Here is an 18646-nt window from a genome sequence, read left to right on the forward strand (position 1 = left end):
AGTTTCCCCTATCCATTTTTAACTTCGCAGGTCAGCAAAGCCGACCTTTGCGACAAGGAGCTACACTCCCTTGACTCACCTAAAGCCCCCCACAAGTGGGGTACCCCATTTATGGGGACTTTAGTATTTGCTACTTTAGCACGGACTTTGTTCGTGCGTTAAAAGTAGGTAAAAATGGGTTCCCCTATCCCTTAAAAATCAGAGCCCCTTCCCAGTTTGGCTTTTTTATTTTATAAAAGCTGAGCGTTAGCTCAGATTTTAATAGGGTCACCCTACGGAGTAGGGACTTTAGGGGTTTCCAAAGGCTCCCCTTTGGTCGAAAAGACTAGCTTGGCTAGTCTGCGAAGTTAAAAATAGGGACTTTCTCAAAGAGAGTGCAAAGCACAAGAATGAAGGGTCAATGGTTGCATTTTAAATTTTCGCCAATGGATTAGTAAAAATTCCGTGTAAGAAGTGGAGCGAAATTTTATTATGAAATTATGATTATTCAATTTAACCGTAAGCCAAAAAATATGGTGAATTATAATAAAGCGAAGTGGCTAAAAAGAAAAATAGTAAAATTTAGCCTTGTTTAGCCAAATTTTATATACAAAGCTAGTATTTATATATATCTTATATATCTGTATAAAAAGCGTAAATAAATTTCTTATTATGATATTAAAACTCTATGCTTTCGGCTACTGGAATTTTATCTGCTGTGAGATTTTTCTTGCTGCGATGGTAATTTTTGATTATGGCTGGCTCTTTTATGCTTTCATAGCCTTGGATTAAAATAGCAAAATAATCAAATTTAGCTCCATTTAATCTCGCATAAACTAAATCCCCTACATTGCAAGGTTTCGTGCTAAATCCTTGTGCTGATGAGAGCTTACCATTGCTTGTATAAGTTGATGTGATGGTATAGACATAGCCACCATTTACCTTACTAATGGAGGTTATAGTGCCTTTTATATAGTTATTTTTAACTAATTCTTGTGTGCTTTTAGTAGCTACGCACCCAGCCACTAAAAGCGTAAAAATAATCAAAAATACACTACGCAGTAACATTGATAGCATTACCGCTAAGCTCCATAATAGCTTGATTTAATCTATCTAGCGTTTTTTCCATTGTTTGTTGCGATATATCTGGCAAGGATTGTCCCCATAGGGCTTCAGCTTGAGAAAAGCCATTTTTGACCCCTTCTAGACCGCTTCTTAGCTTCTCTACATCGCCACCAGCTCCATTTATGACAAAATCAGCTATGCGATTTGCGGTATTATTAATACCAAAGTATCCATTATCACTTATTAGATTACTTGCTTCTTGCGAGCTTAGATCGCCAATTGGTTTGCCATTGTAGCCAGTGATATTTATATTTTGGTTTAATAGATCTTTTAATCCTTGAGTGAAATCGCTTGCGCTACTATCCTGATTAGTAAAGCTAAGGCTAGTAAGACCTATTTGCATATTAAAATTGCCATTTGAATAATCAAGAGTTTGCTGCATAAACTGCATATAATAGCCTCTTGTTAGCTCGTTTGCATTTACTTTGCTTGCAGACTCTTTGATTTTGTCGATATTGGTTTGGGAATTTGGATTGATACTTAGAAAATCTAAGCTATTTGTGTTATTTACTTGCATTTTATCTCCTTTATCCATATATCGGATTTTTTAAAAAAATATTTTGACCTTATGAGTGTAAAATATGCTAAGCAAATTTGGCTATAAATAGCCAAATTCATATTATTATTTTTTCATACTTAAATAGCTATTTAACGCACTTACATATGCTTTTGCACTTGCCATCATAGTATCTATATCAAGCCCATGCCCGATAAATGGAGGCTCACCAGAGCCAAATGCCACTTTAACCGTAACTTTCGCAAGAGCGTCTTTGCCCTGTGATACTGCTGAGACCTTATAATCTTTTAACTCACCAGCAACCTTGCTAATTCTATCTATCACTTTAAATATCGCATCGGCTGTGCCATTGCCAAGAGCTGCATCACTGATAATATCATCATTAAATTTAATACTAATTGCCGCACTTGCGTGGCCTAAATTACAAGAGTTGGTGCTTAAGGCCTCAATAGTATAAATTTCAGGAATTTTAATAATCTCATCGCTTACAAGCGCTCTAATATCATCATCAAAAATCTCTTTTTTCTTATCGCAAAGTATTTTAAATTTACCAAAAGCTTCATTAATCTCATCATCATCAAGATCAAAACCCAAATTTATAAGCTTATCTTTAAAAGCGTGTCTGCCACTATGCTTACCTAAAACTAGAGTATTTCTCTTAGCACCTATATCTTCAGCTTTGATTATTTCATATGTTTGAGCACATTTTAACATACCATCTTGATGAATGCCACTTTCGTGAGCAAAGGCGTTTTTACCTACAATTGCCTTATTTGGCTGAGGCTCAATACCAGTGATACTAGCTACTAGGCGACTTGTAGGGTAGATCTCTTTTGTAACAATATCAGTATATAATCCACTAAATTCATCGCTTCTTGTTTTAATCGCCATAACGATCTCTTCTAAAGCAGCATTACCTGCTCTCTCTCCAAGTCCATTTATGGTGCATTCCACCTGTCTAGCTCCAGCTTTTATACTTGCTAAAGTATTTGCTACAGCTAGGCCAAGATCGTTGTGATTATGAACTGAGATAATAGCTCTATTGCCGATATATTCACTCATGATTCTAACCATATCAGCTATCTCATAAGGCAATCTAAAACCCACCGTATCAGGTAAATTTAAGGTTCTAGCTCCAGCATTTACCACCGCATCGCAAATCTCTTTTAAGAATGATATATCGCTTCTTCCAGCATCTTCACAGCTAAATTCAACATCATCTACAAAGCTTTTAGCGTATTTAACCGCTTCAACTGCTCTTTTGATAACTTCATCTGGCTTCATTTTAAGCTTGTGTTCCATATGGATTGGGCTAGTGGCTATAAATGTGTGAATTCTTTTATTTTTAGCCGGTGCAATGGCATCTGCAGCCGCCTTAATATCGCGCTCAAGAGCTCTTGAAAGGCTAGCTACCTTAATATTTTCTACCTGTTTAGCAATCTGATTAATCGCATCAAAATCCCCAGGACTAGCAGCGGCAAATCCAGCCTCCATAACATTAACCCCAAGACGCTCCAACTGAAGTGCTATTTGAATTTTCTCTTCAGTATTCATAGATGCACCAGGGCTTTGCTCACCATCTCTTAAAGTCGTATCAAAAATTATAATCTTATCCATTTTATTATCCTTAAATTTAAAATATTTTATAGCGTATTACGCATGAATTTGAATTAAAAAGAGCTACAGAGCAGATTTAACAAAGAGAGTTTATAAATAAATATATAAATTTTTTTACCATTTGCTATCATTTTTGCTCCTTTATCTTTATATTTTTGGCAAAAAACATTGCCCAAATAGCGCGAATTATACCATATATAGTATAAATAGAAATCAAAGCAGTGGCTGATTCTAATGGGTATAAATATAAAAAAGAGAATATAATTACTAATATAACAAGAGCTTTAATGTAATTTGAGCGGCTAAAATCCACTTTTTTAAAGCTTGGATACCTCACATTAGAAACCATCAATATAGAAAGCAGACACATTAAAATAAGAAATGCAAACTCATATCCTTGCATAATCTCATATTTATTATAAATTCCAATCCAAAATCCAGCCACTATAGCAGCAGTTGGAATAGGCAAACCGATAAATATATTTGGCTCATTTTCATTGGTTGTAATATTAAATCTAGCTAGTCTAATCGCACCAAATACCACAAACATCGCCGTAATAAGCGAGCCAAATCTACCAAATTCATCTGCAATACTAAAATAAAATAGCATAGCAGGAGCCACTCCAAAAGCCACTAAATCAGCCAAACTATCAAATTCTACCCCAAATTTAGAAGTAGTTTTTGTAAGTCTTGCCACTCTACCATCTAAACCATCAAGCACAAGTGAGACTACAATATAAAAAATAGCCTTACCAAACTCACCATTTGCACTTGCTAAAATACTAATAATACCAGTAAATGCACTACCGGCTGTAAATAAATTTGGAAGTATGTATATAAATTTATTATTATTCATCTATATAACCTATAACATTACAAGCTTTAATTTTATCCCCTTTGGAATAAGATATTCTCGTATTTAACGGCATTAAAACTGCGACTTTGCCATCTTTTAAAAAACCAATTCTACGACCAGATTTCATATGAGTGAAATTTTCTAAATATATTTTAGAGCTAAACGCTGAAGTGCTAATACGGATTATAATATCCTCTTTTTTTGACATTATAGTAACTCGGTTACTAAGTAAATTTAGATTTGAATCGCTACTATGTATATTAAGACCGCTTCGTTTTTTGATAATCAACTCATCAACATCGCAAACGGCACGCAAAACCCCAGAATCAAAAATTCTATTGCGAATCACAATTTGGCTATAGCTTTGTCCATTATAATTGCACTTTGTTATACTCTCTACAATCCCATCAATTGGTGATAAAATAGCCTTTGCTTCTTCACTTTGTGGTAGTCTCTCAGAGTTTCTATATACCCATAAAGTAGCAATAAATAAAGCAGCAAAAAGCCAAAACCAAATATCAAAAATCCAAGATAGTATAAAAATTAATCCCGATATTAAAACGCATTTATAGCCATATTTGCTTATAATTCCTAGATTATCCATCTATTTTAATTCTCTTTTGCCTTTTTAATATCTGAATTCTCATCTTCGATATCAACCAAACGAGTAGGCAATCCATTAGCCTCTTCAAACTCCCTAATAATCGCTCTTACCTTAGCTCCTTCTATGGTCTCTTCTTCATATAAAGACTCTACCATCTTCTCTATAGCACCACGATATAGCTCAAGTGTAGCTACAACTGCTTCAAATCTCTCATTTAAGAAATTTTTTACAAATTCATCTAATTTTTTTGCCATATCATCACTATAATCTTTTAAGGTTTGACCACCATTTAAGAATACATTTCTTTGCTTTTCAAGCACCATAAGCCCTGCTACATCAGTCATTCCATACATTGAAACCATAGCTTTAATAATATCAGTAGCACGCTCAAGGTCGTTACTAGCACCTGTGCTAATCTCTTTGATAAATACTTGCTCTGCTGCCCTACCACCTAAGAGAACATCAACTTTTGCTATAAGCTCATGCTTTTGCATTAAGAATTTATTCTCTTCTGGGGCATTTAGAGTATAGCCCAAAGCTGCTATCCCCCTTGGGATAACTGAAACCTTAGTAACCTTATCAGCACCTTTAGTAGTTTCAGCTATAAGGGCATGTCCGCACTCGTGATATGTAACTATCTTTTTCTCTTTTGGATTTATTCGGCGAGATTTTTTCTCAAGCCCTGCAATAGCTCTCTCAACCGCTTCAACTAAATCTTGTTGGTCAATCTTAGCCTTATTAGATCGACCAGCCAAAAGAGCGGCTTCATTTATAATATTAGCTAAATCCGCCCCAGCAAGCCCAGCAGTCAAACGACCAATCTCATCCATATTGACATCATTTGAGAGTTTAACCTCTTTACTATGCACCTTTAATATATCCACACGACCTTTAAAATCAGGTTTATCAACCAAAACTTGGCGATCAAATCTACCTGGTCTTAAAAGTGCCGCATCTAAAACCTCTGGGCGGTTAGTCGCTGCTAGGACAATTACCGGACTTTTATCACTATCAAAGCCATCCATTTCAGCCAAAAGCTGATTTAAAGTCTGCTCTCTCTCATCATTGCCGCCCATCATAGATCCAGCGGCTCTACTTTTACCAATGGCGTCAATCTCATCGATAAAGACAATAGCTGGGGCTTCTTTTTTAGCATTTTCAAAAAGATCTCTAACCCTACTTGCACCAACGCCAACAAACATCTCTATAAAGCTAGATCCTGAAACTGAAAAAAATGGCACTTCAGCTTCACCGGCCACAGCTTTAGCAAGTAAGGTTTTACCAGTTCCTGGAGGCCCTACTAATAATACCCCTTTTGGTATCTTAGCCCCAAGGCGGATATATCGCTCAGGATTTTTAAGAAAATCTACAATCTCCTTAACCTCATCTTTAGCCTCTTCAACTCCAGCAACATCATCAAATTTAACCTTTGGCTTTTCGCTATTAATTAGCTTTTTACTGCTTCCCATACCCAAAATTCCGCTACCCATATTTTTTTGCATTCTACTAGCAAGAAACATCCAAATAGCAAAAAATATAAACACAGGAATAACCCAAGAAAATAGCATATCGCTTAGCCAATTACTCTCGCTATATGCACCATAACTGATATTATTCTCTTCTAAAAGTGGAACTAAAGTCTGGTCGTTTGCAACCTTTTTAACCACATATGTTTGAGAATTTCCACTTGCTTTGATTGTGGTTTGACCAATCACAACTTCATTTATCTGCTTTGATTTAATGAGTGATTTTAACTCTGAGTAGCTGATATTTTTAGAATTTCCACTAGAAATCCCCATCTCATCAGGGCTTATACTGCGAAATATAAGCACCATCACCACAGCAAAAATCGCAAATACTAAAATAGGATTTTTGTTAAAAAAACTATTATTATTTCCATTTGATTGATTTTTATTTTCCATTATTTTCCTTGATTTTTAAATACAAAGCTCTCCCACTCATTTTGAGTTAAATTTTCCACTAACTCAAATTCACTAAAGGCGTTGATAACTCTGCTTTTATATTTTGTTAGAATTCCAGATAGTATGATAATACCACTATTTTTGACTTTAGATTTTAGGTCATTTGCAAGAAATAGTATAACATCAGCGATAATATTAGCCACCACTAAATCGTAGCATTGGTCGCTATTTATCACTGAGCCAGTCCAGACCTTGTGTATATTTATGCTATTTTTTTGAGCGTTATCAATCGTGCTTTTAACTGCCAATTCATCTGTATCACAGCTATCCACGCTCAAACCTAGCTTTGCCATAGCTATGCTTAAAATACCGCTACCACAGCCTACATCTAAGGCTTCATTATAATCTTTAGCATATTTTGAGATTAGCTTTAGGCATGAATTTGTGCTCTCATGATGCCCTGATCCAAAGGCAAGAGCTGGGTCAATGATAATGTCTATCAACCCATCTTTTGGCTGCTCCCAACTAGGTCTAATATAAAAATCACCAGCCACGATAGGGGCTACACCCTTTTTATACTCATCAATCCAATCTTTATTATCTTTAAGCTGCAAATCGCTCTTTATATCATACTCAAGGCGATTAGCAAACTCTTCAAGTCCCCATTTAATATCATTTAAATTATCTTCATCTCTAATGATAAAGCCATTATCGATCTCTTCTATACAGGTAAATCCAAATTCAAATACAAGATCTTTTAATAGCTCTATTTGCGAAGATAAGACTTTTAATTCGTAATATTTATCTTTCATTACCCAAGGACATCTTCAAGCTTCTCTTTAAGAACTTGAGGGGTGAATGGCTTGACTATATAGTTATTTACGCCAGCTTTTAACGCTGTGATAACCTCAGCTTTACCACCTTCTGTAGTTACCATTATAATAGGCATATTTTCATATTTTGACTCTGCTCTTACCTTTTTGACAAGCTCCAAACCATTCATTTCAGGCATATTCCAATCAGTAATCAAAACACCAATATCTGGATTTTGGCAAAGTAAATCCCAAGCTTCCACGCCGTGCTCTGCTTGTAATACATCTTTGTGACCAAGTCTTTCTAATGTATTTTTTATAATTCTTCTCATAGTAGAGCTATCATCAACAACTAATAACTTCAATAACTATCCTTTCACAACTTTGGCGGTATTTTATCTAAAATTACTTTTAAAATAACTTTAATAACTAAAAATTATTTCCAAAAATATCATTAAGCCCTATTTTGCCTTCATAATACGCCTTTCCGATTATAACTCCAGATACCCCTTTAGCCTTGCTTGCAGCCTCTAAATCAGATAAATTTGCTACTCCTCCACTTGCGATTGTGGCAATGCCACTAGCCTTTGCGATAGAAGTGGTAAAATCTAAATTTAACCCACAAAGCATACCATCATTATTAATATCAGTAGCTATTATCGCCTCTACTCCAGCATCTGCGTATAATTTAGCTAAATGAGTGGCCTCCATCTTGCTAACTTCAGCCCAGCCTTCAACCGCTACAAAGCCATCTTTAGCATCAATGCCTACAACTATTCTATACTTTTTTGCCATCTCTTTTACAAATTCAGGATTTTTAAGTGCCACTGAGCCTAAGATCAATCTAGTTACACCTGAGCTTAAATAGCTCTTTATACGCTCTTCATTACGAACTCCACCGCCAATTTGTATATTTAAATTCGTCGCACTCACTATCTTTTCTATGGTTTTTAAATTTAACGCATCTCCAGCAAAAGCCCCATCTAAATCTACAATATGTAGCCACTTTGCCCCAGCATCGCTAAATCTCTTAGCTAGCTCCCAAGGCTCATTAGAGTAAATTTTCGCACTATCCATAACCCCCTTTGATAGCCTTACTGCCTTGCCATCTTTTAAATCTATTGCCATATATTTTTCCATTATAGCTCCATAAAATTCTTAATAATTCTTAGCCCATTATCGTGAGATTTCTCAGGATGAGGCTGAAAGCCATAGACATTTTCATACTCTACAGCACTGACAAATTCATATCCATAATCTGTATAAGCTAGTGCAAATTTGCTATCACAAATAGCATGATATGAATGCACAAAATATAGATAAGCACTATCTTTAAGACCTTTTATAATCTTGCTTTGTTTTGTAAATTTAGCCATATTCCAACCCATATGCGGAACTTTTAATGGCTCTTTAAATTTAGTTTTGTCAAACTCTACAATGCTTCCTTTAATCACACCCAAACCGCTATGCTCGCCAAATTCATAGCTTTTATCAAACAAAAGTTGCATTCCAAGGCATATCCCAAGAAATGGCCTACCACTAGATATAAACTCTAAAATCGCACTATCTAAGCCACGAGATTTTAGCTCTTCCATCGCCTTGCCAAAAGCACCAACTCCAGGTAAAAGAAGTCTATCATACTCCTTTAAACGATCAGCATCGCTAACTAGCTCACTCTTAGCACCTACAAACTCAAGCGCATTTTGCACACTTCTAATATTCCCAGCACCATAATCAATAATCCCTATCAATACTACTCCTTCTTAAAACAAACAAATAGCAACTAAGCGCAATCATCAAAAATCCAACCCCGCCAATAAGATAGATAGCATAAAATATCTGGCTTGGATCGGTAATAGCAAATTTAAAAACAAGCATTAATGACTCAATAGCTAAGGCTATAATGATACTGCCTATAAATCTTACCATCGTTCTGCTTCCGCCATTTTGATGATGATTTGGTCTGCCTAAAACTTCAGATTCAAAAATAGCCTTAACAAGATCAAATATCGCAAGTGCTAAAGTCAGCACAATAGTGGATTCAAAAACCTCGCTAATATTAATCTCATTAAAGCTCTTTAGCACAAAGCCCTTTATCCCATAAATAAATAAAACAAGCGAAATCACAAAGAGTGCAAGGGAGAAAACCGAGTATATAAGCTTTGTAAATTTACCAAATATACCATCAACCGACCCAGGGCTAACAATAGCTAAAAGCTCACTTAAGCCAATATCCATACAAGCTACATAAACTAGCTCTTTATTCTCATTATAAATAGGCATAGATGCTGTAACGCAAAGACGATTAGTAAGGCTTGAAGGGTATGGATCTGTTAATACACAACGCCTCTCACGCACACTCCTATAATAATAAGCCTTATTACTTCTATTAGCACCTTTGCCAATTATATTTTTAGGATCTAAGCTTATGGTGTCTTCTAGCTGAATTCCATTTTTATCTAGTATATAAAAAGCATCAAATCCATCAACTTCATGAGCGATCTTATCAAAACCATCTTTGATATTTTGAGCACTAACTCCTGGTAGATTATTTGGGATATTTCTATTAAATAGATAACATAGATAGGCTCTAGCTTTATAGCGTATTTGGCTAAATTCTTCAATCTCTTTAAATGTCACATTAATTCCTATTTTTATTATGGTTAAATTCTGTAACTATAGCTTTTAGATTATCCTCTATATCTTGCTGGCTTTGACTATTTAATAAATTTGAAATTTGTAAATTTAATTTATCAATATCATATGGCTTACTCTTAGTTACAAATATACTCTCAAATTTAGTCGCTACATCGCTTGGGTCAATTAGTAGCTCCTCATATAGCTTCTCACCTGGTCGAAGACCTACAAATTTAATACCCAAATGCTCTTTGGAGCTTAATTTTAACATTCTTTGTGCCATATCAGCTATTTTGACTGGCTTGCCCATATTTAAAACAAAAAGCTCCCCGCCCTTAGCTATACTAGCTGCTTGAAGTACTAGCTGACAAGCCTCGCTAACTAGCATAAAATACCTTGTGATCTCAGGGTGAGTTACACTTAATGGCTCATTGGCTGCGATTTGGGCTTTGAATTTAGGGATTACGCTACCGCTACTACCAAGCACATTACCAAATCTTACTGCCACTATCTCAGTGGAGCTGGTATTTGAATTTAACGCATATAGCTCGCATACTCTTTTAGTAGCGCCCATAATGTTAGTTGGTCTAACGGCCTTATCTGTAGAGATCAATACTACTTTTTGGGTATTATATTTTTTAGCTAAATCTACCACATTTTTAGTCCCTAAGATATTATTTTGCACTGCAACTAAGGGGTTAAACTCGCATAGTGGCACATGCTTATACGCCGCGGCGTGAATGACAATATATGGCTTAAACTTAGCAAATACGCTCTCAAATTCGCTTTTATGCGTGATATTTAACATCACTAAGCGGTTACGATTATCAGCGTTTGTAGCTTCATTTATTTGGTAGAGATTATACTCGCTGTGATCTACCATTATTATCTCTTTCGCACCAAATTTCAAACACTGCTTACATATCTCACTACCTATAGTTCCACCAGCACCAGTAACCATAACGCTCTTACCACCGATAAAACTCTCAACCACGCTACTATCAAGGTCTTTTGGCTTTCTAGCTAGTAAGTCTTCAATGCTAATATCAGTAATTCCTTGATTATTTTGCCCAATTAGAGAAAATATCTTAATATCCTTAAAGCCTAAAGCATCTAGCTCATCATATAGCTCTTTAAGCTCATTTGGCATAAGTTTTAAAGCGATTATAGCACTCTTTACGCCATCATCTACATAGCTTTTTAACTCATCTTTATGACCTACTTTATACCCATCGCAATATGTCCCTACTAAATCCTTCCTACCATCTACGACCCCAACTGCATAGTAGTTAGCATAACCGCTTTTTAATCCTTTTAAAATTTGTAAAGTCTTAGAAGTAGAGCCAATAATCACGCACGGATTGCCATTTTTGCTCTTTTTAAAATCTAGTAAAACTCGCTTTGAAATCCTTAAGCTACCAACCATTATAGCTGATAGAAGTGCATCTATGATAATAACACTTCTTGGAAATGGAGCAAAAATCTCCTCATAAGATAAAAATATACAAAAAAATATCCCAGCACAAAGCAGACAAGCCAAAGTAATCTTCCTAGACTCATTTAAACCAAAAAATCTCCACGGAACGCGGTAAATTCGAAATGCCCACAATAATGCGATTTTTATAATAGCTAAAATAATCCCACTATATATCATTCCAGGGATAAAAATCTCTGGAATATCCCCGCTAAATCTAAGCAAAAAAGCAAAATATATGCTAAGGGTAAATATAAAAATATCGCATAAGAGAAAAAAGGCTACTCTACGCCTTTTAGTCGCCCTAATCACAACGCACTCCTAACGATACTAGCAATTTTTTCAACCAGCTCATCACTCATATCAGCCCCGCTAGGAAGGCAAATTCCCCTTGAAAAATACTCTTCACTCGTGCCATCAATAAAGCATTTAGCACCTTTAAACACAGGTTGAATATGCATAGGCTTCCATAATGGTCTGCTCTCTATATCATTTTTATTTAAGGCTTCTATAACTTTCAAGTGGCTATTTTTCTCTTTAAATAAAAGCGTAGTTAGCCAGCGATTTCCTTTTGAATTTGGAATTTCAGGCATAAATTCAGCCACATCACCAAGTAAATTTGAGTATATTTTAAATATCTGCCTTTTTCGCTCTACTCTACTTTGTAAGACCTCCATCTGCCCTACACCAATAGCACCTAAGACATTGCTTAATCTATAATTATACCCATAATCTAAATGCTCATAATGAAGTAGCGGCTCCCTTGCTTGAGTGCTATAATACCTTGCTTTTGCGATAAAATCAGCATCGCTACTTACTAGCATTCCCCCGCCACTTGTAGTTATTATTTTATTACCATTAAAGCTATAAACTCCAGCATCGCCAAATGTCCCAAGAGCCTTATCATTATAAAATCCACCAAGAGCTTCGGCCGCATCTTCTATAACTTTTATATTCTCATTTTTGCAAATTTCTAAAATTTCATCTATCTTAGCAGCTTGTCCATAAAGATGGGTTAAGATAAGGGCTTTTGGCTTTTTATCACTTTTATTAATAGCTTCTTTTAATAATCTTGGGCTTAAATTCCAGCTCTCATCGCTATCTATAAAGACTGGCTGGCATCTTTCATACATTATAGGATTTACGCTTGCTGCAAATGTAAAGGTAGAGGCTAGCACTATATCGCCATCTTTAATCCCAAATGTGCGAAGTGCTAGATGAAGTCCTGCTGTGGCTGAATTTAACGCTAGAGCATTTGAAACCTTACAATACTCTTTAATGCTATTTTCAAATCTATCTACAAACTCTCCAAGTGGAGCTATATAATTGCTCTTAAACACTTCTTTAACATACTTCTGCTCATTACCACCCATATATGGTGCGCTTAAAAAGACTCTAGCCATAATCTTTCCCTTGATAATTAGTAGCGATATTTTATCAAAGTTAGAATAAACTTAGTATTAATATCTCAAATAAAGTTAAATTTAATTTATAAGCCTACTACTTGTTTTGTGGCTTCTATCTTTTTTTGGCTCCATATCACAAGATCTTTTATAATTAGCTTTTGAATGGCTTTGATAAAATTCTCCATAAAATCAAAATCTATTTCGCCACTAGCGGTTATGGGTAGCTTCATTGTAAAATCTAAACTTTGAGAGCTTCTTAATTTTTTACCAAAATCAAATTTTCCATAAACAGATTTAGCCATAGAAGTAGTAAAAAATAGCATTACAAGCTTTGAATAATCTTTCATATCGTTCCAGTAAATACCTGTGTCATCACCAGCACCATAAACATAATTTCTATAAAAAGTATTACCAAAAATATCTATTGTTATTGAATTTTTAGGATAAATTTCAATAGGATTAGAAATATTTTTTACAAAACCTGTATTTGTTATGCCAGACATTATAAAAGGTATATCGCCATCTATTTGATCATCTTTTTTAACTCTTCTGCCTTGTTTGATATTGTTAAATATATCTTTAAATTTAAACTCTTGCCAAATTCTAGAATTCCAAGTATTTAAAGCGCTCTTTTCATCAGGGCTTAAAGTAGTATCACTTAGACCAGAGGCTTTTAGATAGGCTTCTAGCTCACGCACACGCTCAGCTTCTAGCTCCGCTATAAAGCTCTCCATAAAATCAAAATCTATTTCGCCACTAGCGGTTATGGGTAGTTTTATTTTATGATTTTTAATTTTTTCCCAAGAACACATATTTTCATATCCAAATAAAAAACGCAAAAAATTTAACGAACAAGATAAAAACATTCCTTGTTTATCTGTGATTTCAAATGATGGTTTTAGAGAAAAAACTCGCGCGTGAGTTACCATTTTATACTGAAATTGTCTATAAAAAGCACAACCAAACATATCAATAGTAATTGTTTTTGGCTCAAAAATTTTTGCTTTAATGTCAGTCTTTCCTAAAATTCCATTGTTGCTTAAACCAGCGGTAATTACATATTCGCCATTACCATTTATATGCTCTTTTTTAATATCAAAATTTCCATTTGAACTTTCAAACAAATCCCCAATCCTAAACTCTTGCCACTTTATTTTTTCTAGCTCTTTGCTAAAGTAACTCCTTTTGGTTTAAATTTTGTGTTGTTTCATTTTTTATGATTTGAGCTACTTCCCAGGCTAGATAGTCGCTTACGCATTTTTTAAAGTCGTTTAAAGTAGGCGTTGTATCAATAGGTGCACATTTGTTCCAGTCAGAGCCACTATTTGGGTCTATTGTCTCTTCGTGGTATTCTTTGTCTGTAAAAATATTTAGCTTAGATTTGCCAAAGCGCACGAGATTTACTAATTCATCATATCTAGCTTTTGCGTCGCCTGTATCACGAAGATTTAGACTAGCTTTTGCCTTTTTGCGATTTGCTCTAGTGTAGCCATCATTTGAAAAATCTATAAATTTAACCATCTCATCTTTATTATGCTTTTCACCTATGCGAAATACATAAATGTAGGTTTGGACGCTTGATTTGCCGATAAAAAGGTCTATAGGCATTTTTATACTTGCTATTAGTGTGTTTTGCTCTAAGATTTTTTTATTATATTCGCTTGCTTTGCCAGAGCCGGCTGAGCCTTGTATGATTATAGCGGCGTAGCCGTTTTTCATCATTTTTAGAGCTTTTTGGACAAAAACCATACCACAGCCAGCAGCTGAGTAAGGGGGATTTAGGATAAAGGCAGTGGCGGGGAATTCTACTCCATCATTTACGCCAAAGCCGTAATTTCCGCTAAAATCAGTTAAACTATCTTTATTTAAGATATTTGAGCTACCATCACCCATTAAAATCATATTTAAAATTGCTAACATATAAACGCTAGGCAAAATTTCAAGCCCTAGAAGTTGCTTTGCTTTGATATTAGCGATTTTTATTCTTAGCTCATCTGATGATTTTATCTCATTTTTGGCATCTTTTATCATCTCATTCATAGCAGCCACCAAAAGCCCAGCCGAACCAGTAGCGAAGTCCCAAACGAAGCTATCTTTATTTACTCTAGCGAGTTTAGCTAAAAGTGTAGCTACATAAGATGGCGTTAGCACGACATCATTTAGCTTATCTTGACTAAATCCTAGCCAAGAATACATCTCATTAAAGAGCTTGCCAGTAAAATCTGTGCTTAAATCAGTTTTATAATAAATCCCAAGGTCATCTACAATCTTGCTAAAAACTCTTTTTAGTTGGGTTTCGCCATTTATCACTCTATTTAAATTTTCGCTTAAAATGGTATTTTCTAGTGTGCGAGTGATGAGGGTTTTTTTGTCATCTGGGATAGCTTTTTTGTTTAAAAACGCCTTTACTTTTCGCATTAAGATATCGCCATCTCTATTACCATCTTCATCTAGGCTTTTTAGTTCGGCTTTTTCTAGTGGTTTTACAGCTTTTGGAATTCCAATTGTAGCGATGATAGAAGCCGTTACTAGATAGACTCTATCATTTTCTCCAAGTCCGCTTTCGTTTTTGTAAATATCATTATTTAGTTTTGTTAAGCTTGTGGCTATTTCTAGGTCTAATTTTTCTTTGATTTGTGCTTTTTCTTCATCGCTTAGGCTTAGCTCTTTTACTTTGTCTATAAAATCATTAAAATTTTCTTTTTTTAAAAATGAAAAATCACTAAATTTGCCTACTTCTTGACCTATGCCAAAATTACTTTTTGAGACTAGATAAACGGCGATTTCGTGCTGTAAAGTGCCAAAATCATCTTTATAGCCAGTCATACCGATTGAAATAATATCTTCGTAATTTGTATAGTGTAAAATCGCATTTGCGTAATGGACTGCGCCATTTAGCGCATAAGAGTTGATATTTTTAAAATCAGGTTCGTTTTTATCAGTTTTATTTGCTACTTGATTTTTATCATCTAATTTTATTAATTTATCTTTATAACCTTTATACTCTATAAGGATAGGATATACCCCCCACTTATCTTCTAATAAGAGTTTAGCATCAGGGCGATTGCCACCTTGTCCGCCATTTTTTGAGTAATATTCATTTAATGCGTTGTCAATTTGGCTATTGCCAGTTGATTCTTGTTCTAGTTTGTAGTCTAGTCCATATGATTTTAGCCAACCATTTGCTAAGTCTGCGATTTGTGGTTCTACTGATTGAAGTTTTGCCATTTATATTCCTTTAATGCTTTGAAAAATGGATTATAACTAAATTTAAAAAATAATTAATCTAATAATTGAAATTTAATTTTGATTTTAAGCTTCAATTTAGTCAAAATAAAAAGGTTTGTGGGTTTGGCAAGGCACCAAAATAGCTAAATTCTAAAATTTACGGCTAAAATATACCATCAAATCGCTCTTTTTATATATCTCAAATCCAAATTTTTGGTATAAATTAATAGCCTTTGGATTATTAGCATAAGCTTTAGCTAAAATCTCTTTAACCTTTAAACTATTAAAAGCATAATCAACTATACTACTCATCAAAATATCCCCCATTTTGCGTAAATTTGGGTTAGCATAAAGACCAAATTCACATTTTTGACTATCTATATTTATAAATGAGATAACCCCGATTGGCTCATTATCTTGATATACTAAAAAATATAGTTTATCGCTACTATTTTTTAATGAATTTATGAAATTTAGATGCTCGTCCCATTTTATGCTTTTATTTATCATATATTGTGCGATTTTAGGATCATTTCTCCACTTATATACTAGCTCTATTTGAGAGTTATTAAAATCTTTGAAATTTAATAAATCTACTTTATTAATCACGCTCTTTTCTAGCATCTATCTCCTCGCTTTTATCGATCCAGCCATACTCGCACCACTCAAATTTAATATCATCGATATTTTTAAATTTATTACACTCCCATTTTTCCATGCCCAGCATTCGCATTGTCTTGCCATATCTATAGCCCTCTTTTTGCTCTTTTGTCTTTGGTTTGTGAAAAATTATCGCATTTAATGCTACTGATATTAGGCATAATATCGCTATTTTTCTCATCTATTCGCCCCTTTTAACCCTTAGAAATATTGGAAATCTTGGTTTATTATTTTTAGTTAAATTTTGAAATTTATATGTGATTATGGTGCCTATCTTTGGCGGATTTGTTCTTATTTCATCGCTAAATCCAGAGCCGATTTTAAACGCAACCTTGCTAAATATATCCACGCATTCAAGAGATCCCATCTTGCCTTCTAATCTCCCTTTTCCACCATTTATAGCTACTATTTCGCACTCGCTATCACGCCATTTTTTTATCTTTAGAATTGATGAGCTACGACCGCTAGTATATTTAGTATTTGGATCACGCACCACTATACCCTCTCCACCATTTGCTACTACCATATCCAAAAAGGCAAAAGCGTGATTATTATCCTTAATTTCAATCTGCTTAATAGCGCTTATAAACTCACTTGGATTTGAGCTTAAAAAGCTATTTAAATAATCCATTTTTTGATACAAATTTCCATCAAATCTAGGCAGATCAAATACCATATATTTAATTCTCTCCCACGCCTTATCATCTGGGATTTCATCTAATACAGTTGAGGTGATAAACTCAAATTCACCCACCTCACTCCACAGCTCTCCATCAAGGGCAAAATCTGGTAGAGCTTTTATAAAATTTTCTGGAGCATTGATAGTGTTGCCATTACGGCTTTTTAGCTCTTTGCCATTCCAAATAGCACGCACACCATCATACTTTTGGCTCATTACCCAACCACTTAAATTCTCATCTTTATACTCTTTAAGTAGCATAACCTCCCCAAAAGAGATAGCACAAAATAGCCAAAATAGTATTAAAAATCTAATCAACTCTACCTCATTTTATTAAGTTCATTTTCTATATATTCACAAAATACAGGAGTATAGCTCATATCTAGTTTTTGCGTGTTTAGATAGTTGCTCATTATGCTTAAATAATCCATATAATCATCTATATTTAGCTTTCCTCGGAGTAATTCATATTTTAAAAACAGCCAATATGTATTTAGCGTATCAGACTCACAATACTCATCAATCTTATCTTGCTTCTTGCCATAATACAAGCTCATCACCTCATCGCCACAAACATCATATTTACCGGGCAAATTTAAACTAGCACAAAGCAGATCAAGCTTTAGCCCACTTACAGCCTTAAAATCACTAATGTGATCAAGTAAATCTAGGTGAAAAACCCCATCATAACGACTTCTATAATTACACCACTTATCCTTGCCACTAACTCTATCATTAGTGCTAAAATACTCGCTAGCATCGATATTATACCGCATAGCCCTAATCATCAGCATAGGTAGGTCAAATCCCCTGCCATTATAGCTAATCAATCTTGGATTATGCTCGTTGATAAATTTGATAAATTCAGATATTTTCTCTTTTTCGCTACTACCTGCAATTGTAGATACTCGCTTAAATCTACCAAATTCATCAGCAATTACCGCACTAATTGTAACAACTTTATGAAAGCAAACAGGTAAAAACTCATTCCCACTTTGCTCTTTTTGCGCTTTTAGTGCTATCTTTGCCACGCTCTCATCATCGCCTTCATAGCCATAAGCTGCCCTTAAAGAGTCGCTATCTGGCACAGTTTCACAATCAAAAACACAGATATATCCGCTCATAGATTA

19 protein-coding genes are annotated in these 18646 nt (G+C 34.7%); all 19 read right to left on the bottom strand.

The annotated features are described in order from the left end of the window. Nucleotides 1–657: 657 nt before the first annotated feature. The 19 genes from CSUIS19072_RS05080 to CSUIS19072_RS05170 all read right to left on the bottom strand — a co-directional run bounded on the left by CSUIS19072_RS05080 (nt 658) and on the right by CSUIS19072_RS05170 (nt 18640). Nucleotides 658–1056, bottom strand: coding sequence for a hypothetical protein (locus tag CSUIS19072_RS05080; RefSeq protein ID WP_337212065.1), 399 nt, complete (start codon nt 1054–1056; stop codon nt 658–660). After that, the gene (locus CSUIS19072_RS05085; RefSeq protein ID WP_086293024.1) at nt 1034–1621 is read right to left on the bottom strand and encodes a hypothetical protein; all 588 of its coding nucleotides are present in this window, start codon (nt 1619–1621) and stop codon (nt 1034–1036) included. Before CSUIS19072_RS05085 ends, CSUIS19072_RS05080 begins: the two co-directional genes overlap by 23 nt. Before the next feature lie 105 nt (nt 1622–1726). Next, complete coding sequence (locus CSUIS19072_RS05090; RefSeq protein ID WP_086293022.1) at nt 1727–3238, bottom strand: 2-isopropylmalate synthase; 1512 nt, start codon at nt 3236–3238, stop codon at nt 1727–1729. A 127-nt stretch (nt 3239–3365) separates the two neighbouring features. Then, nucleotides 3366–4094, bottom strand: a complete 729-nt coding sequence (pssA, locus tag CSUIS19072_RS05095; RefSeq protein ID WP_086242278.1) for a CDP-diacylglycerol--serine O-phosphatidyltransferase — start codon at nt 4092–4094, stop codon at nt 3366–3368. After that, entirely contained in the window at nt 4087–4698 is a 612-nt protein-coding gene (locus CSUIS19072_RS05100; protein ID WP_086293020.1) for a phosphatidylserine decarboxylase, read from the bottom strand. Before CSUIS19072_RS05100 ends, pssA begins: the two co-directional genes overlap by 8 nt. Before the next feature lie 5 nt (nt 4699–4703). After that, nucleotides 4704–6620: an ATP-dependent zinc metalloprotease FtsH gene (ftsH, locus tag CSUIS19072_RS05105; protein ID WP_086242280.1), complete on the bottom strand. Its 1917-nt coding sequence runs from the start codon at nt 6618–6620 to the stop codon at nt 4704–4706. Further along, nucleotides 6620–7432: a 50S ribosomal protein L11 methyltransferase gene (locus CSUIS19072_RS05110; RefSeq protein WP_086237957.1), complete on the bottom strand. Its 813-nt coding sequence runs from the start codon at nt 7430–7432 to the stop codon at nt 6620–6622. The genes ftsH and CSUIS19072_RS05110 overlap by 1 nt, the downstream gene beginning before the upstream one ends. Continuing rightward, nucleotides 7432–7797 (bottom strand): chemotaxis response regulator CheY, encoded by a 366-nt coding sequence (locus CSUIS19072_RS05115; protein ID WP_086237958.1) that lies wholly within the window; start codon nt 7795–7797, stop codon nt 7432–7434. The genes CSUIS19072_RS05110 and CSUIS19072_RS05115 overlap by 1 nt, the downstream gene beginning before the upstream one ends. Before the next feature lie 64 nt (nt 7798–7861). Beyond that, nucleotides 7862–8572 carry a 1-(5-phosphoribosyl)-5-[(5-phosphoribosylamino)methylideneamino]imidazole-4-carboxamide isomerase gene (gene hisA / locus CSUIS19072_RS05120; RefSeq protein WP_086237959.1) on the bottom strand — a complete coding sequence of 237 codons (711 nt, stop codon included), beginning with the start codon at nt 8570–8572 and terminating at the stop codon, nt 7862–7864. Next, entirely contained in the window at nt 8572–9183 is a 612-nt protein-coding gene (gene hisH / locus CSUIS19072_RS05125; RefSeq protein WP_086293018.1) for an imidazole glycerol phosphate synthase subunit HisH, read from the bottom strand. The genes hisA and hisH overlap by 1 nt, the downstream gene beginning before the upstream one ends. Beyond that, the gene (locus tag CSUIS19072_RS05130; protein ID WP_086293016.1) at nt 9167–10072 is read right to left on the bottom strand and encodes a PDC sensor domain-containing protein; all 906 of its coding nucleotides are present in this window, start codon (nt 10070–10072) and stop codon (nt 9167–9169) included. Before CSUIS19072_RS05130 ends, hisH begins: the two co-directional genes overlap by 17 nt. Before the next feature lies 1 nt (nt 10073). Then, the gene (pglF, locus tag CSUIS19072_RS05135) at nt 10074–11855 is read right to left on the bottom strand and encodes a UDP-N-acetylglucosamine 4,6-dehydratase (configuration-retaining) (protein WP_086237962.1); all 1782 of its coding nucleotides are present in this window, start codon (nt 11853–11855) and stop codon (nt 10074–10076) included. After that, entirely contained in the window at nt 11852–12946 is a 1095-nt protein-coding gene (pglE, locus tag CSUIS19072_RS05140; RefSeq protein WP_086237963.1) for a UDP-N-acetylbacillosamine transaminase, read from the bottom strand. The genes pglF and pglE overlap by 4 nt, the downstream gene beginning before the upstream one ends. An 86-nt stretch (nt 12947–13032) precedes the next feature. Further along, entirely contained in the window at nt 13033–14073 is a 1041-nt protein-coding gene (locus CSUIS19072_RS05145) for a restriction endonuclease subunit S (RefSeq protein ID WP_236847908.1), read from the bottom strand. A gap of 46 nt (nt 14074–14119) precedes the next feature. Continuing rightward, complete coding sequence (locus CSUIS19072_RS05150; protein WP_086293012.1) at nt 14120–16177, bottom strand: HsdM family class I SAM-dependent methyltransferase; 2058 nt, start codon at nt 16175–16177, stop codon at nt 14120–14122. A 150-nt stretch (nt 16178–16327) separates the two neighbouring features. After that, nucleotides 16328–16801 carry a UDP-4-amino-4,6-dideoxy-N-acetyl-beta-L-altrosamine N-acetyltransferase gene (gene pseH / locus CSUIS19072_RS05155; RefSeq protein WP_086293010.1) on the bottom strand — a complete coding sequence of 158 codons (474 nt, stop codon included), beginning with the start codon at nt 16799–16801 and terminating at the stop codon, nt 16328–16330. Then, a complete protein-coding gene (locus CSUIS19072_RS05160) occupies nt 16779–17018 on the bottom strand; it encodes a hypothetical protein (RefSeq protein WP_086237967.1) in 240 nt (79 codons plus the stop codon). The genes pseH and CSUIS19072_RS05160 overlap by 23 nt, the downstream gene beginning before the upstream one ends. Further along, nucleotides 17019–17834, bottom strand: a complete 816-nt coding sequence (locus tag CSUIS19072_RS05165; RefSeq protein WP_236847907.1) for a DNA ligase — start codon at nt 17832–17834, stop codon at nt 17019–17021. It lies immediately after the preceding gene. Nucleotides 17835–17836: 2 nt separating this feature from the next. After that, complete coding sequence (locus CSUIS19072_RS05170; RefSeq protein WP_086293008.1) at nt 17837–18640, bottom strand: 3'-5' exonuclease; 804 nt, start codon at nt 18638–18640, stop codon at nt 17837–17839. Nucleotides 18641–18646: the final 6 nt, after the last annotated feature.

The organism is Campylobacter sp. RM19072, from assembly GCF_024723485.1.
Taxonomy (GTDB): Bacteria; Campylobacterota; Campylobacteria; order Campylobacterales; family Campylobacteraceae; genus Campylobacter; species Campylobacter porcelli.